General features: G+C 59.3%; 15 protein-coding genes. 2 read left to right on the top strand and 13 right to left on the bottom strand.

The features are described from left to right. Nucleotides 1-12: 12 nt before the first annotated feature. The 9 genes from hisS to AC3WS7_RS00890 form a co-directional block, all read right to left on the bottom strand. A complete protein-coding gene (gene hisS / locus AC3WS7_RS00930; RefSeq protein WP_492655061.1) occupies nt 13-1,338 on the bottom strand; it encodes a histidine--tRNA ligase in 1,326 nt (441 codons plus the stop codon). Nucleotides 1,339-1,349: 11 nt separating this feature from the next. Continuing rightward, nucleotides 1,350-2,618 carry a flavodoxin-dependent (E)-4-hydroxy-3-methylbut-2-enyl-diphosphate synthase gene (gene ispG, locus AC3WS7_RS00925; protein ID WP_492655060.1) on the bottom strand — a complete coding sequence of 423 codons (1,269 nt, stop codon included), beginning with the start codon at nt 2,616-2,618 and terminating at the stop codon, nt 1,350-1,352. After that, nucleotides 2,618-3,547, bottom strand: a complete 930-nt coding sequence (locus tag AC3WS7_RS00920) for a RodZ domain-containing protein (protein ID WP_492655059.1) — start codon at nt 3,545-3,547, stop codon at nt 2,618-2,620. The genes ispG and AC3WS7_RS00920 overlap by 1 nt, the downstream gene beginning before the upstream one ends. Then, nucleotides 3,540-4,367: a type IV pilus biogenesis/stability protein PilW gene (gene pilW / locus AC3WS7_RS00915; RefSeq protein ID WP_492655058.1), complete on the bottom strand. Its 828-nt coding sequence runs from the start codon at nt 4,365-4,367 to the stop codon at nt 3,540-3,542. The genes AC3WS7_RS00920 and pilW overlap by 8 nt, the downstream gene beginning before the upstream one ends. Further along, complete coding sequence (rlmN, locus tag AC3WS7_RS00910) at nt 4,360-5,520, bottom strand: dual-specificity RNA methyltransferase RlmN (RefSeq protein WP_492655057.1); 1,161 nt, start codon at nt 5,518-5,520, stop codon at nt 4,360-4,362. Before rlmN ends, pilW begins: the two co-directional genes overlap by 8 nt. Before the next feature lie 8 nt (nt 5,521-5,528). Then, entirely contained in the window at nt 5,529-5,954 is a 426-nt protein-coding gene (gene ndk / locus AC3WS7_RS00905) for a nucleoside-diphosphate kinase (protein ID WP_296470846.1), read from the bottom strand. Nucleotides 5,955-6,022: 68 nt separating this feature from the next. Then, the gene (locus tag AC3WS7_RS00900) at nt 6,023-7,291 is read right to left on the bottom strand and encodes a pseudouridine synthase (protein ID WP_492655056.1); all 1,269 of its coding nucleotides are present in this window, start codon (nt 7,289-7,291) and stop codon (nt 6,023-6,025) included. Beyond that, entirely contained in the window at nt 7,284-7,955 is a 672-nt protein-coding gene (gene scpB / locus AC3WS7_RS00895; protein WP_492655055.1) for an SMC-Scp complex subunit ScpB, read from the bottom strand. The genes AC3WS7_RS00900 and scpB overlap by 8 nt, the downstream gene beginning before the upstream one ends. Before the next feature lie 116 nt (nt 7,956-8,071). After that, complete coding sequence (locus AC3WS7_RS00890; RefSeq protein WP_492655054.1) at nt 8,072-9,103, bottom strand: RluA family pseudouridine synthase; 1,032 nt, start codon at nt 9,101-9,103, stop codon at nt 8,072-8,074. A gap of 13 nt (nt 9,104-9,116) precedes the next feature. Between AC3WS7_RS00890 and AC3WS7_RS00885 the strand changes: the two genes are divergently transcribed. Continuing rightward, a complete protein-coding gene (locus AC3WS7_RS00885; RefSeq protein WP_492655053.1) occupies nt 9,117-9,923 on the top strand; it encodes an outer membrane protein assembly factor BamD in 807 nt (268 codons plus the stop codon). On the opposite strand, the gene yoaA is transcribed toward AC3WS7_RS00885, so the two are convergent. Both yoaA and AC3WS7_RS00875 read right to left on the bottom strand, forming a co-directional pair. After that, nucleotides 9,877-11,886, bottom strand: coding sequence for a DNA repair helicase YoaA (yoaA, locus tag AC3WS7_RS00880; protein WP_492655052.1), 2,010 nt, complete (start codon nt 11,884-11,886; stop codon nt 9,877-9,879). The genes AC3WS7_RS00885 and yoaA overlap by 47 nt on opposite strands. Nucleotides 11,887-11,892: 6 nt before the next feature. Continuing rightward, a complete protein-coding gene (locus tag AC3WS7_RS00875) occupies nt 11,893-12,096 on the bottom strand; it encodes a YdcH family protein (RefSeq protein ID WP_296470865.1) in 204 nt (67 codons plus the stop codon). A 112-nt stretch (nt 12,097-12,208) separates the two neighbouring features. Between AC3WS7_RS00875 and AC3WS7_RS00870 the strand changes: the two genes are divergently transcribed. Next, the gene (locus AC3WS7_RS00870; protein WP_296470868.1) at nt 12,209-12,973 is read left to right on the top strand and encodes a PP2C family protein-serine/threonine phosphatase; all 765 of its coding nucleotides are present in this window, start codon (nt 12,209-12,211) and stop codon (nt 12,971-12,973) included. A 28-nt stretch (nt 12,974-13,001) separates the two neighbouring features. Here AC3WS7_RS00870 and AC3WS7_RS00865 read toward each other — a convergent pair whose 3' ends face one another. Both AC3WS7_RS00865 and zapE read right to left on the bottom strand, forming a co-directional pair. Further along, nucleotides 13,002-13,583, bottom strand: coding sequence for a hypothetical protein (locus AC3WS7_RS00865; RefSeq protein WP_492655051.1), 582 nt, complete (start codon nt 13,581-13,583; stop codon nt 13,002-13,004). Continuing rightward, on the bottom strand, nt 13,580-14,677 hold the full coding sequence (zapE, locus tag AC3WS7_RS00860) for a cell division protein ZapE (protein ID WP_492655050.1): 1,098 nt from the start codon (nt 14,675-14,677) through the stop codon (nt 13,580-13,582). Before zapE ends, AC3WS7_RS00865 begins: the two co-directional genes overlap by 4 nt. Nucleotides 14,678-14,706 lie beyond the last annotated feature (29 nt).

Below are 14,706 nucleotides of genomic sequence, written 5' to 3'. Positions count from 1 at the left end.
AAAGGTATCCGTTTAAGCGTTGAATTGTAGGTTGGGCGCCCATTGCGCGACGTCGGCCAGCGGCTGCGTGCTCTGAGCCCCCACGCCATCGCGCAGATGCTTCACCGTGACCTGCCCCAGCGCCAACTCGTCGGCGCCAAACACCAAGGCAAATGCAGCACCACTGGCATCCGCTTTCTTGAACTGTGACTTGAAACTACCCATTCCCTCTGGGCCAGCGGCGTGCATTTGCACACACACGCCCGCATCACGCAGTTGCTGCAATGTGCGCAGTACATAAGGCATGGCAGAAGCATCGGGCACCACAGCATAGGCATGTGGCACCTGCAGGGGCACTTGCACACCCTGCTCCTTCAAGAGTTCGAGCACGCGCTCGATACCCAATGCCCAACCCACGGCGGGCGTTGGTTTGCCACCGATCTGCACAATCAGATCGTCATAGCGGCCACCAGCGCACACCGTACCTTGAGAGCCCAGGCGGTCGGTGACAAACTCAAAGACGGTCAGGTTGTAGTAGTCCAGTCCACGCACCAGGCGCGGATTGATACTGTAAGCAATACCGTTGAGATCCAGGATCGCCTTGAGCCCCTCAAAGTGCGCAAGAGACTCGGCACCAAGGAAGTCCAACAGACGTGGCGCGGCAGCGACCAAGTCCTGCATGGCCGGATTTTTGGTATCGAGGATGCGCAAGGGGTTGCTGTGTAATCTGCGCTTGGCGTCTTCGTCGAGCCGATCCACGTGTTTTTCGAAATAGGCGATCAGTTGCGTGCGGTGTTGTGCCCGCTCCGCGGGTTGTCCCAAACTGTTTAACTCCAGGCGCACATCCGTCAGGCCAATCATTTTCCACAAGGAAGTGGCCAACAAAATCACTTCCGCATCGGTATCCGGGCCGGCAAAACCCAGGGTTTCGACACCTACTTGGTGGAACTGGCGGTAACGCCCACGTTGCGGCTTCTCGCGCCGAAACATCGGCCCCATATAAAACAAACGTTTGCCGCCGTCATAGAGCAAATTGCTCTCCACCACTGCACGCACAACGGCAGCGGTTCCTTCAGGGCGCATGCTCAGATGTTCTGCTTGCCCGTGCTTGTCGGAGCGGTCTTCGAAGGAGTACATCTCCTTCTCCACGATATCCGTCACCTCACCGATACCACGCACAAACAGCGCCGTGTGCTCCAGAATCGGTGTGCGAATATTGCGGAAGGCATAACGCGCCATGCAGGTACGCACCATGGATTCGAACCATTCCCAACGCGCCGACTCCGGTGGCAGGATGTCATTCATCCCCTTCACGCCCACCAACTTTTCCGCCTTGCGCGGAACTGCCTTCTCATCCATATGCAATCAAATCAAGTGTTGTGGGAAGACGGCGCAAAGCGTTGTCGAATGTAGTCTTCGACCACCGTCTGGAACTCAGCGGCAATCGCATCGCCGCGAAGCGTCATGCGCTTTTCACCATCAATAAAAACCGGGGCGGCGGGGGCCTCTCCCGTACCGGGCAAACTGATCCCGATATCTGCGTGCTTACTTTCACCAGGACCGTTCACGATACAGCCCATCACCGCGACCTTGAGGCCTTCCACACCTGGATAGGTTGAGCGCCAAACCGGCATTTTTTCGCGCAGGAAGTCATCAATCTGCTTGGTGAGTTCCTGAAAGGTTGTGCTGGTCGTGCGCCCACACCCCGGACAGGCTGTCACACTGGGTACAAACTTGCGCAAACCCAAGGACTGCAAGATTTCGGAGGCAACGACGACTTCCTGTGTCCGTGCTTCACCAGGGGCTGGTGTCAGGGAAACACGGATGGTGTCGCCTATACCATCTTGCAAAAGAACAGCCAATGCGGCAGTGGATGCCACTGTGCCTTTGGTACCCATGCCTGCCTCGGTCAGCCCCAAGTGCAAAGCATAGCGTGAACGCTGTGCCAAAGCCCGGTAGACCGCAATCAGGTCCTGCACGCCGCTGACCTTACAAGAGAGAATGATTTGCGCTGCAGACAGGCCAATCTCTTGGGCACGTTCGGCGGACTCCAAGGCAGAGAGAATCAGAGCCTCATACATCACCTGCTTGGCATCCCAAGGGACGGTGCGCTTGCTGTTGTCATCCATCAGAGACGCCAACAACTCCTGGTCCAAACTGCCCCAGTTCACACCAATGCGCACCGCCTTGTCCCACTTCACAGCGGCCTCAATCATTTGGCCAAACTGCTTGTCACGCTTGTCGCCCTTCCCCACATTGCCTGGGTTGATGCGGTATTTGGACAGTGCCTGCGCGCAATCAGGAAACTCGCTGAGCAGTCGATGGCCGTTGTAGTGAAAATCACCCACAAGCGGCACCTCTATACCCATGCGATCCAACTGCTCACGGATGTAAGGCACGGCCTGCGCCGCCTCGGGGGTATTCACGGTAATGCGCACCATTTCAGAGCCCGCCAATGCCAATTCCTTGACCTGGATCGCTGTACCAATCGCATCCACCGTATCTGTGTTAGTCATGGATTGGATGCGAACTGGCGCACCACCGCCCACGGTCACCACGTTACCGCCCCACACCACCCGGGCCTGCAAAGAGTCCCGTAATTGGGGGCTGACGATCGGAATAGGAGAAACGTTTTGCACTACTTCACCTCAAATCGCGCGACATTGTCTTTGGCAATCGCAGCAAGACTGAAGGGCTTGCCCTTCACCTCAACATCGGTAACATCAGCACGCCCGACGACCACCGACAGGGGCAGTGCCCCAGAAACGCCGGTCTCATCACCCTGCGTCAAATTTCTGCGCATCAACACCTGGCCTTTGGCATCGGTAACCTCTACCCACGAAGGGCCCCTCACACGGAACACCACTTGCTGCCCGACAACAGAAACAGATAAAGGCGCACTCGCAACTCTGATCGCAGGCGCGGACGCCACTGGTACCACTACAGCGAGCGGAGGTGCCAGCGATACAACTGGCTCCGAGGCAGCCACCGCGACTGTCGGCGCAACCGGCTCTACAACAAGCGATGGCGCAGGATCGGGTACCGTGTTTGGAGCAACTGGCATCACTTGCACAGCCTCTGAAGGAAGAGAGACCTCATCGGGCGTCACGTCGGCCTGCCACTCCGGGAAGAAAAGAACGGCCAATGCTGCAACCAACAAGAGCATGACGACCAAGACTGCCGGTTGCCTGAGCGCAGCAGGCACTGACAGGGCACGACCTTCTCCTGCTGCATGAAAGGGTGCATTGATGCCTCCTTCGCTGGCACCCAAGCGTGGCACGTGCTGGTGTGGCAATTTGGATAACACAGGCGCCGGGTCTACCTTAAGGGCACGGCACACACTGGATGCAAGCGCCCGAACAAAAACGGCATCTGGCAGCAAATCAAAACGATCCGCCTCCAGTGCTTCGAGTTTCTTGACCGGCACCTTCATAGACACAGCCAACGCAGCCACATGCAGACCGGCAGCCTCACGTGCAGCGCGCAACAACGCTCCAGCCGTGGCAGGAACTGGCGACTCGTCTGGCGCAGCCGAATCAATTACAGGCAAAGAACTGACTTCACTCATCGAATGCCCCACGTTCAAACAGGCCTAGCTCTTTGGACTGTGGAAACCGCTTGCGCAGCTGCGCACCCAACTGCGCAATGGCATCACGATTACCTAGCCGTTGTTCCACCTTAATCCCCAACCACAAAGACTCTGCGTTGGCCAAATCGCCGTTATTGATACGGCGGATATAGAACTGTGAGCGCACATACTCAGCACGCTGAAACAACACGAGTGCCAAGTTGTACCCCGTCACGGGGCTGCTTGCGTCCAGCTCATACGCTCGTTGCAAACTGGCCTCCGCTTCCGCAGCTTGCCCAGCTTTGGCCTGACAAACACCCATGGTCATCCAGGATTTAGCCTTGTCCACATAACTCGGTTCCGCGATAGCGGCGAGGAATTGGCGATTCGACTCGACCATTCGACCCTGTTGACACAACATCCAACCTAGGTTGTGCTGTACCGAAGATGCCTGTGGATTGATTTGCAGGGCTTTGCGAAAACTCTCCTCCGCCAAAGAGGCATCATTCAAACGCATGTAAATAAGCCCGCGTAAATTGTGCGCCTCAAGCAGCGTAGGATCTGCAGCAATCGATTGCTTCAATTCGTCCAACGCGATGGTCGTCTGCCCATTGTTGTAATAACCCACCGCCAGCTCCAGGCGGATACGCGCGCGCTTGCGGGCCAACGTCTCGTCCGACTCGGTCAGTAAATCACTTCCAGGCGCTGCGGGCGACGCGCTGGAGGCACAGCCCGCCACCACCGACACCAAGACGCTGAGCACCACGGAGCCGACCAGGCAGCGCCACAGTGAACGGGCAGAAAAAAGCAAATCAGGCATCGGTCCCCTTTGTCGGCTCAGTGCGAGCAATGTCCATTACCGGCTGGAGCATAACGGTTCGCTGCTTGGAAATGCGCTTCGCAACGTCAGTCCGATCTTTAACATCACCAGCTAACTGACCACAGGCCGCGTCAATGTCGTCACCCCGTGTTTTACGCACCGTCGTCACAATGCCGGCGTCACTCAAAATCTTGGAGAAGGCTTGCACCTGCGCTGCGCTGGAGCGCTTGAGACCGGAGGCCGGAAACGGATTGAAAGGAATCAGGTTGAACTTGCAGGAAACAGCAGCCCCATCCGCGGGGCGCACCAGCGCAACCAGCTCTCGCGCATGCGCAGGCGTGTCGTTGACACCATCGAGCATGCAGTATTCAAAGGTAATGAAGTCCCGGGGTGCAAATGCCAAATAGCGACGGCATGCATCCAGCAACTCTGCCAAGGGGTACTTGCGGTTCAGGGGAACCAAGTTGTCCCGTAAAACATCATTGGGGGCATGAAGAGACACGGCCAAAGCCACCGGGCAATCTGCCCCCAGGCGATCCATCATGGGAACCACGCCCGAAGTGGAAACTGTGACCCGACGACGTGAGAGCCCATAGGCGTTGTCATTGAGCATGACTTGCAGCGCGGGGACCAAGGCTGCATAGTTCTGCAATGGCTCTCCCATGCCCATCATCACCACATTGGAAATGACACGCTGGTTGACACCTAGGTGCTTACGCAAAAAATGCTCGGCAAACCACAACTGCGCAATAATTTCACCCGTGGTCAGGTTCCGGCTAAAGCCCTGGTGCCCGGTAGAGCAAAAACGGCATCCAACGGCGCAACCAGCTTGCGAAGAAATGCACAAGGTGCCACGATCATCTTCAGGGATGAAGACTGCTTCCACCGCATCACCGGCACCAACATCGAATAGCCACTTGATGGTGCCATCCCCCGACAGGTGCTGGGTGATCACAGCCAGCGGCTTCATTTCTGCACAAGTCTTCAGCTTTTCACGCAAAGACTTGGCAAGGTCGCTCATGTCATCAAAGGATGAGGCGCCTCTCTGGTGAATCCAGCGAAACAACTGGGTGGCCCGAAAACGCTTTTCTCCGAGCCGTTCACAAAAGGCGGCCAATCCCTCAAGATCGAATTCAAGAAGATTGGCCGTCATTGCATGTCTTAGCGAGAGTAAACGTTCATGCCAGCGAAGAAGAACGCGATTTCGACGGCAGCGGTTTCAGCAGCGTCAGAACCGTGCACAGCATTGGCATCGATGCTATCGGCGAAGTCAGCGCGAATGGTGCCGGGAGCGGCCTTCTTGGGATCGGTTGCACCCATCAGGTCACGGTTCTTCAGGATGGCGTTTTCACCTTCCAGGGCTTGGATCATCACAGGACCGGAGATCATGAAATCCACCAGATCCTTGAAAAAAGGACGTGCTTTGTGCACTGCGTAGAACGCCTCTGCCTCACCACGGGACAGGTGTGCCATGCGTGCAGCCACGACCTTCAGGCCAGCCGCTTCAAAGCGGGCGTAGATTTGACCGACTACGTTTTTGGCAACTGCGTCGGGCTTGATGATGGAGAGTGTGCGTTCGATAGCCATAGGATTCCTGTTATGAATGAAGAGACATTTACCCCAGCAGAGGCAAAGCGCTGGATTTTACACTGTGATTAGCGGTTTCGACCGCCTCGACGCTGCCCACCTTGCCCGCCGCGGGGGCGGCCTGCGCCGTCTTGGCGCTGACGCGAAAAGCTGTCTGCACCGATATAGCCGAATGCCGTTTTCATGGGGTCGGGCTGGGCGCCTGCCTGGCGATCTGCTGGTTTGTCCTTGCGACTACCGGCACCACGCCCGGCATTCGTACCTGGAGCAGCACTGGCTTTGGGATAAGAAGGTCCCCGACCACCCGCTGACCGGCCGCGGGCAGGATTACGATTGCCAGGTGCCTTGGCAGGACGCCCCCCCCCCTCGGCAAGGCCGTCGGCACGGGGACGCGCGGTACCCGCCGCTTGCGCCAGGGCACGGATGTCCCCGTCATCCAGCTCCATCCAGGCACCACGCTTCAACCCCCGTGGCAGCACCATGGCTCCGTAGCGAATACGGATCAGGCGGCTCACAGCATGACCTACAGACTCCAGCATGCGGCGCACCTCGCGGTTACGGCCTTCGGAAATCGTGACCCGGTACCAGCAGTTGGACCCCTCTCCACCGCCCTCTTCGATGGAACCGAATTGCGCCATACCGTCGTCAAGCTGAACACCATCCAGCAAAGCCTGCTTCTCTTCCTTGTTCAAGGCCCCCAACACACGCACCGCGTATTCACGCTCCAGACCAAAACGCGGGTGCATCAGGCTGTTGGCCAGCTCACCCGAGCTGGTGAAGAGCAGGAGCCCTTCGGTATTCAGGTCCAGACGTCCGACAGACTGCCACTTGCCTTGCTGCAACTTGGGCAACTTACGGAATACGGTAGGTCGGTTCTGAGGATCATCATGGGTCACCACCTCGCCTGCGGGCTTGTGGTACGCAATCACGCGGGGCGGCGGTGGATCGATTCGGTAGCGGATCGGCTTGCCGTTGACCTTGATGCTGTCTCCAAACTGGATGCGCTGACCAATGTGGGCCGGCTCGTTGTTGACGGAAATGCGCCCCTCCAGAATGAGTTGCTCCATCTCCAGGCGCGAGCCCATGCCCGACTGTGCCAGCACCTTGTGCAACTTGGGGGTTTCAGCCTGCGGCAGCAGCACCCGCTTTGGGGGGGCCAGCGCCTCCAGGGCATCGTCCGCATCAAATTGACCAGACACCACGTCCTCAAAGCGGTACACAGCGCTGTCGCCAGCGACGGCGGGTTGCCCAGCTGGTGCCGGGCTTACTCCCGCTTCAGGACCGTTCGCCTGCAACTCGGCAGCGTCAGAAGGCAGGGGTTCGGAGGCGTCATTCATGTGAGGGACCCATTTCAGGTTCAGGGGTAATGTGTGCGTCGAGGGACATGGTCATTTGGGGTCCTGCGTTGTTTGCAGTGGGCAGGCTGAGCGCCGCCACGGCGGGCTCTTCCATGGCAGATGCCAGATCCTCCAAGGCGTCACCCGCCTGCGCGGGATGCTCCAACAGAGGCAACTGGTCCAGGGATGCCAGACCGAGATCGTCCAGAAACTGCTTGGTGGTGGCGAACAAAGCCGGTCGACCGGGAGCCTCCCGGTGACCAATCACTTCCACCCAACCACGGTCTTCCAGTTGTTTGATCAACAACGAGCTGATGGTCACCCCGCGGATATCTTCCATGTCACCACGGGTGACGGGCTGCCGGTAGGCAATGATGGCCAGCGTTTCCAGCGTGGCGCGCGTGTATTTGGGCGGTTTTTCCGGGTGCAACCGATCCAGGAACTCACGCATTTCAGGGCGGCTCTGAAAGCGCCAGCCGGTAGCAACACTCACCAACTCCATGCCACGCCCGGCCCAGTCATTGCGCAGATCTTCCAACATCTGCTTGATGGAGTCCACACCAATCGCATCCGCAAACAACTCCCGCATGTTTTTCAGCGGCAGAGGTTGTTGGGCACACATCAGGGCGGTCTCCAGGACTCGCTTGGCATCGACCATGTTCATAGTCAGGGCGTTTCGAAAAAGTCACCAGCAAATTGAGCGATCACAGCGATCGTCGTTGGCAAACAGCGCGTCGTCAGCGCATGGGTGTCGGACCACAAGCGGCTAGCTCGGGCTTATCAGTGTCCTCCCGGACCTGCACCCGGATTGTAGCTGAGCCCCCATAGGGCCAGCAGCGCCAGAAAATCAGCAGCTGGTTCGGCATGGAATTCTTGCCAAACCCCTGTGACCGGGTGGTGGAAAGCCAATCGAAATGCATGCAGGGCTTGCCGGTTCATACCGGGCTCCGGGCTGCCGCCGTACAACGCATCGCCGACCAAGGGATGCCCCAGCGAGGCCATGTGCACCCGGATTTGGTGGGTCCGCCCCGTATGCAAAGCGCAACGCACCCAGCAACCCGCCACGGAATTGGCCTGCCAGAATACATCGGTGCGGGCTGGCTTGCCTGGGGACTGCGACAGATCCACCACAGCCATGCGCAGGCGGTTGCGTGGATCCCGGCCAATCGGCTTGTCCACTGTCACTTGCGCCGCCCCTTTCCAAGGACGTTGTGCCAAAGCCAGGTACTGCCGACTGACTTCCCGGGCCGCAATGGCCTTGACCAAGGCGTCCATGGCCGTCCGGGTTCGAGCCACGACCATCAAACCACTGGTGTCTTTATCCAAACGGTGAACAATGCCAGCCCTCGGAACACTGGCGAATTGGGGGTCTCTGGCCAACAAGCCGTTGAGCAGGGTTCCGCTCCAGTTGCCGGGCGCCGGATGCACGACCAGACCCGCAGGTTTATTGATCACCAGTACGTGGGCATCTTCATAGACTACCGCCAACTCCATGGGCTGGGCCTTGAAGGCCTGGCTCTGCTGGGTAGGCCGCAATTCCACTGCAATTACGTCACCTGCCTTGACCCGCTGCGCCGGCTTGCCCACCGGATGACCGTTAAGAGATACAGCCCCCTCCTCAATCAACTGCTGCAGGTAATTCCTGGAGAATTCGCCGGCAGCTTGGGCAAGTGCGCGGTCAATCCGTTCGCCATGCTGACCAGGGCTCACCTCCACACGACGGAGTTCGACTTCAGAGACCCCATCCAGAACCTCGTCTTCCGAATCGGTGTCAATGGAGTGCGTCGATATAATTCCGCCGGTCTGATTCAAGAAGGTCCCCAAGATGCTGCGTGTGAAATTATCGGTCGTTTATGCCTCACTATGGGCGGCCGTATCGCTGGTCGTAGCCGGATGTTCGTCGGCCCCGATTGACAAGACGGCCGGCATGAGCCCCAACCGTCTGTATGCTGAAGCCAAAGACGAAATGGGATCCTCCCAATGGGATAAAGCGGTTCCCTTGCTCGAAAAACTGGAAGCCCGTGCGGCCGGTACGCCATTGGCGCAACAAGCCCAGCTCGACAAAGCCTATGCCCACTACAAAGCAGCCGAGCCCGCACAGGCCCTGGCGACACTGGATCGTTTCGTCAAACTGCACCCTGCCAGCCCCGCGTTGGATTACGCCATTTACCTCAGAGGCATCATCAATTTCAACGACGACCTGGGCCTGCTCTCCTCCATCACGCAACAAGACCTGTCGGAGCGTGACCAGAAAGCAGCAAAGGAATCGTTTGAATCCTTTAGAGAATTGAGCACACGCTTCCCCGAATCACGCTACACACCCGATGCCCGCCAACGCATGGCCTACATCGTGGGTTCACTGGCCCAATATGAAGTGCATGTGGCCCGTTACTACTACAAGCGCGGCGCCTACCTTGCTGCAGCCAACCGAGCCCAGCAGGCGGTCACTGATTACCGCGATGTACCGGCCATTGAAGAGGCGCTGTTCATCCTCTACAAGTCATACGACGCACTGGGCATGGAACAACTGCGCGACGATGCCAAGCGGATTCTGGAGAAGAACTACCCCCAGTCCGACTACGTGCTCAATGGAGAGAAGACAAATACGGATCCGTGGTGGAAGATTTGGTAAGCGCCTGTAGCGCCTGCTGAAACTCACTCTCCTGCCTCAATAGAGGCATGGCAGGCAGGCTGGCCAACAAACTTCGGCCATAACCCATCTGCAACAGCCGCACATCACAAATCACCAGCACGCCGCGGTCCGTCTCGCGGCGGATCAAGCGCCCCACACCCTGCTTGAGGGCCATGGCAGCCTGGGGGACCTGGTAATGGGTGAAAGCACTTTTCCCCTCTGCCTCCAGTTGCAAACAACGCGCCTCCACCACCGGGTCGTCCGGGGGGGCAAAGGGAATTTTGTCGATCACCACCATCTGCAGGGCATCACCCGGCACATCCACGCCCTCCCAAAACGAGCCGGTGGCAACCAATATGTAGCCAGTGGCGGCGGCCCCCGTAAAACGGGCCAATAACTCCCGCTTGGGGGCCTCGCCCTGCAATAGCACTTCTACTGGGCCGTCAGCTGGCAAGTGGGCACGCAAGACCTGAACAATACGCCGCATGGCGCGCAAGGTGGTGGTCAGCACCAGCGTGCGCCCACCCAAGATACTGCCGGCCTGCGCAACCAGCTCCGCAACCTGGTCGCTATGGTGCGGATCAGAAGGTTTGGGAAACGCCGCGGGAATATAGAGGCGGGCCTGCCGCGCGTAATCAAAAGGGCTTTGAAGCTGCATCACTCGCGCACCATCCAAGCCATGCGCTGACACAAACGAAGCCAGCCCGGAATCATGACCCAGGGTGGCCGATGTAAATACCCACGCAGGTCCGGCCTGTGCGTCGCCCCGGTCCGCCAGCCGCTCACGCAGCGCGTCAGCAATCGTCAAAGGCGACTCCAGCATTCGCAAACGCAGCCCACTCTCAATCCAGCGCACACCGCCTTCGGGTGGCGGCTGGCGGAAATGCGCCAGCCGCTCTGCCAACACCAGAGCCCTGGCATGCAAGGCCCCAAGCTCCTCTGCACCTTCCGACACATTGGCCACCGCTGCGGTGGCGGCCACCAAAGCGATGTCCACCTGCACCAGGGCTTGCAGCCACTGCGCGGGGGCAATTCCTTGCGGCGCGGCACCGACCCAACGCAAACGGGTTTGCGGCGCAGCTGGGGCTTGGCACACCAGTTGCCACTCGGCCAATGCGCCTTCAAGACGCATGGCCAAATCCTGCCAATCGGCAAAACCGCGCGCATGCAGCAGGCCCAATGTCACCAGGTCCCGGCCCCAGGCCAGCAACTGGCCCGTACCTAACTGATGGCCCAGAAACTGGATACCAATTTCGTTGAGCTGGTGCGCTTCGTCAAAGACTACGGCATTTACCGTTGGCAGCAACTCAGCCACACCGGACTCGCGGATGTTCCAGTCGGCAAAAAACAGATGGTGGTTGATCACTACCACGTCAGCCACCATCGCCTCACGTCTGGCCCGGTACACATGGCAACCCTGAAACTCTGGGCACTTGGCGCCCGTGCAGTTGTCGCGCGTCGAAGTGACCAGCGGAATCACAGGCGACCGCTCGTCCAGAACCGACAGTTCGGCCAAATCGCCGCTGCGCGTAACCTGCGCCCATTGCTCCACCGACGCCAAAGCCCGCAAGTCCGCAGGGCGTGGCAACACACCGCTATGCCGGGCCTGCTGCAGGCGGCTCAGGCACAGGTAACTGGCACGCCCCTTCAGCAGCGCCACACGCGATGGCAGGCCCAGAGTGGACAGCAGTTGGGGAATATCGCGACCAAATAACTGGTCCTGCAAGGCCTTGGTCGCCGTAGACAGCAGGGTGCGCCCGCCGCTGAGCAAAGCGGGCAGCAGGTAGGCGAATGTTTTGCCAATGCCGGTGCCGGCCTCCACTACCAGCACACCGCCCTGCTCCATCGTCTGAGCCACGGCCTGGGCCATGGCGCGCTGGCCTTCCCGCGGCGTGAAGCCGTCGACTGCCCGCGCGAGAGGACCCTCCGCCTCCAAGGCCTGCGCTACGGCATCGGTCAGCATCACAACTCAAGCGGGCTCGTCGGGTTGCAAGGCATGCTGCAAACGGGCGATCTCATCGCGCAGGGCGAGTCGGCGCTTTTTGAGCCTGCGCATCATCAACTCGTCAGTCGGGGCATCCGCATCGGCGCGGTCTATCAGTGCATCGAGATCACTGTGTTCCATGCGCAACTCAATCAGGCGCCGCGGCGGGGAGTGGTGATTCGTTTCCAAGGGCAAATAGGGGGAGTACGTGGTTAAATGACGCAGTTTTGCAAAACGTCCACTCGATAATACGGCCGGACTGGAATCCCCCGGACTAATTCCCCCAAATTGCCCACACACCATGGCCACCACTGGATACCGACTCACCGCCTCCACCGGCATCCACAAGGGTGACCGCGAATACCAGCAGGACCAGGTTGCACTGCTCAAGCACCCGCGTGTCAATGGCTGCCTGCTGGCGGTCGTGGCCGATGGCATGGGAGGCCGCAGCGGCGGACGCAAGGCCTCTGACCAGGTGATGATGACGGCGAAACAACTGTTTGAACGGTATGACCCCGATACCGATGACGCTGCGGCAACCCTGATGCAGGTGGTGCAGGAAGCCCATATCGTGATCAAACTCACGGCCATTTCGTCCGAAGAGGAGCCACACAGCACGCTGGCCGCCTTCCTGATCAATCCTGGTGGCGACTGCCACTGGGCCCACACGGGCGACTCCCGGATCTACCACTACCACGGCAACCGCTTCGTCAAGCGCACCATGGACCACTCCTATGTGCAAGCCTTGGTGAACCGCGGGGAGCTCACCGAAGAACAGGCTGCCGTGCACCCGCAGTCCAACATCCTGATGGGCTGCCTGGGCACCGAGAGTGATCCTCCGGTGGACCTGCATTTCATCCCCAAGCTGCGCGCTGGCGATGTGCTGATGGCCTGCAGCGATGGTGTATGGCACTACTTCAACAACGGTGAATTGGGCTCTGTGTTGTCCACCCTGTCGGCACGCGAGGCCACCGAGTTTCTGATCGAAAAAGCACGCTCACGCGGCCACGGCGGGGGCGACAATCTGTCCCTGGTGGTGGTGAAAATCGAATCCCTGCACGCCTGAAACGGGAGTTCAGGACTCACGTGCTTGCCTACTGTGGCTGAGGCAGCGCAGGCCGTGCTTCCTTCGAGTCACGAAGACGCTTGTCGCGTGCAGCACGGCGCTCCTGCGCGGCACGCTGCTTGGCGGCATAGGCATCACGCAGCGCAGCCTGCTCTGCCAAGGAGGGTGCAACCGCTGTCGGCTTGCTGGCTGTCATTGACGGCGGCGACACTTGGCGGTGGGCTTCTTGCTTCTCATGCTGGGCCTGCAGGCGTTCGGCTGTGGCATCTGGCTGCTCTGCCACAGGCGCTTCGCGCTCGCGAGCCTTCTCCGCACTGCGCTGCAATTGTTCTTGCGCGCGCTGCTGACGCTGAGCTGCGTTCAGGGAGGCCTCTTGCCGTTTGAGCTCACGCTCCAGCACACGACGCTTGGCAGCAACCTGGTCCAGGCAAGACTGGACAGCGAAACGGTCGTAACAAGCCTGCTCCTGCCGGGCGAAGTCGGCCTCGGCGCGTGAGCGCTCAGCCGTGATGCTTTGCTGCTGAACCTGCGATGCGTCCTGTGCCAGCGCCGGGACAAACAGCCATCCCCAGCACACCAGCAGGGTCACTCCTACTCTAGAGACTGTCATGTCAGTCGGGTGTCTACAACCCGGCGCTCCAAATCCAGGAACTCCTTGGATTGCATTTCCGTCAAGCGGGAAACGGTGCGCGGAAACTCGTGCGACATGGGCCCCTCGGTGTACAGCGCCTCGGGTGCCACGGCGGCCGACATGATGAGCTTGACGCGCCGGTCATACAGCACATCCACCAACCAGGTAAAACGCCGTGCCTCTGACGCCATACGCACAGGCATGTGGGGAACATCGCTCAAAAACACGGTATGAAACTGCGAGGCAATCTCCAGGTAATCGTTCTGGGAGCGAGGCCCACCACAGAGCATTTTGAAATCAAACCACACTACACCGCCCGCTTTGCGCCGTGCCCGGATTTCGCGTGACTCGATGTGCAACAGGGGGTCTTCATCGTGCATTTCGGCCAATGCATTGAAGGTGGCGGTCATGGCCTCGTCAGCCTCTGCACCGCAAGGCGTATGGTAGAGCTTGGCATCCTCCAGGGTGCGGCGGCGGTAGTCGGTTCCGTTGTCCACATTCAGCACCTCCAGCTTGGCATTCAAGAGCGCAATGGCTGGCAGTATGCGGTCCCGGTGCAAGCCACCGGGATAGAGATCATTGGGCTTGAAGTTGGACGTGGTCACAAAACCCACGCCGTTGTCAAACAAGGCATTGAGCAATCGGTGCAAAATCATTGCGTCGGTGATGTCCGCCACATGGAATTCATCGAAACAAATGAGGCGGTAGCGCTTGGCCATGCGCTTGCCCAGCTCGTCCAGCGGGTTCACCGTGCCCTGCAAATCCACCAACTCGCGGTGCACCTCACGCATGAACTCATGAAAGTGCAGCCGGGTCTTGCGCTTCAAGGGAACTGCATTAAAAAAGCAGTCCATCAAAAAACTCTTGCCCCGCCCCACCCCGCCGTACATGTAAACCCCGCGAGGAATCTCGGGCCGGTTGATCAGTTTCTTGAGGGCGTTCGAGCGCTTGGATTTGTACGCCGCCCAATCCTGGGCACAGCGCTCCAGCGCGTCCACCGCGCGCAATTGTGCGGGGTCAGCCGTATATCCACGGGCCTTCAACTCCGCCGCATAGGCTTCTTTGACGCTCAAGACATGCTCCGGTATGCTACAAAAAGAGA

This window comes from Rhodoferax sp. EU05-FHT12H12, from assembly GCF_058791215.1.
Note: the sequence above shows the minus strand (reverse complement) of the source record. Positions and strands in the feature narration are given on the sequence as shown.

What these genes read in the sequence shown, in the direction of transcription:
- AC3WS7_RS00885 (WP_492655053.1), top strand. Translation starts at nt 9,117, where the DNA reads ATGCTGCGTGTGAAATTATCGGTCGTTTATGCCTCACTATGGGCGGCC.
- scpB (WP_492655055.1), bottom strand. Translation starts at nt 7,955, where the DNA reads ATGAACATGGTCGATGCCAAGCGAGTCCTGGAGACCGCCCTGATGTGT.
- yoaA (WP_492655052.1), bottom strand. Translation starts at nt 11,886, where the DNA reads ATGCTGACCGATGCCGTAGCGCAGGCCTTGGAGGCGGAGGGTCCTCTC.
- AC3WS7_RS00870 (WP_296470868.1), top strand. Translation starts at nt 12,209, where the DNA reads ATGGCCACCACTGGATACCGACTCACCGCCTCCACCGGCATCCACAAG.
- ndk (WP_296470846.1), bottom strand. Translation starts at nt 5,954, where the DNA reads ATGGCTATCGAACGCACACTCTCCATCATCAAGCCCGACGCAGTTGCC.
- AC3WS7_RS00865 (WP_492655051.1), bottom strand. Translation starts at nt 13,583, where the DNA reads ATGACAGTCTCTAGAGTAGGAGTGACCCTGCTGGTGTGCTGGGGATGG.
- pilW (WP_492655058.1), bottom strand. Translation starts at nt 4,367, where the DNA reads ATGCCTGATTTGCTTTTTTCTGCCCGTTCACTGTGGCGCTGCCTGGTC.
- AC3WS7_RS00920 (WP_492655059.1), bottom strand. Translation starts at nt 3,547, where the DNA reads ATGAGTGAAGTCAGTTCTTTGCCTGTAATTGATTCGGCTGCGCCAGAC.
- hisS (WP_492655061.1), bottom strand. Translation starts at nt 1,338, where the DNA reads ATGGATGAGAAGGCAGTTCCGCGCAAGGCGGAAAAGTTGGTGGGCGTG.
- AC3WS7_RS00900 (WP_492655056.1), bottom strand. Translation starts at nt 7,291, where the DNA reads ATGAATGACGCCTCCGAACCCCTGCCTTCTGACGCTGCCGAGTTGCAG.
- rlmN (WP_492655057.1), bottom strand. Translation starts at nt 5,520, where the DNA reads ATGACGGCCAATCTTCTTGAATTCGATCTTGAGGGATTGGCCGCCTTT.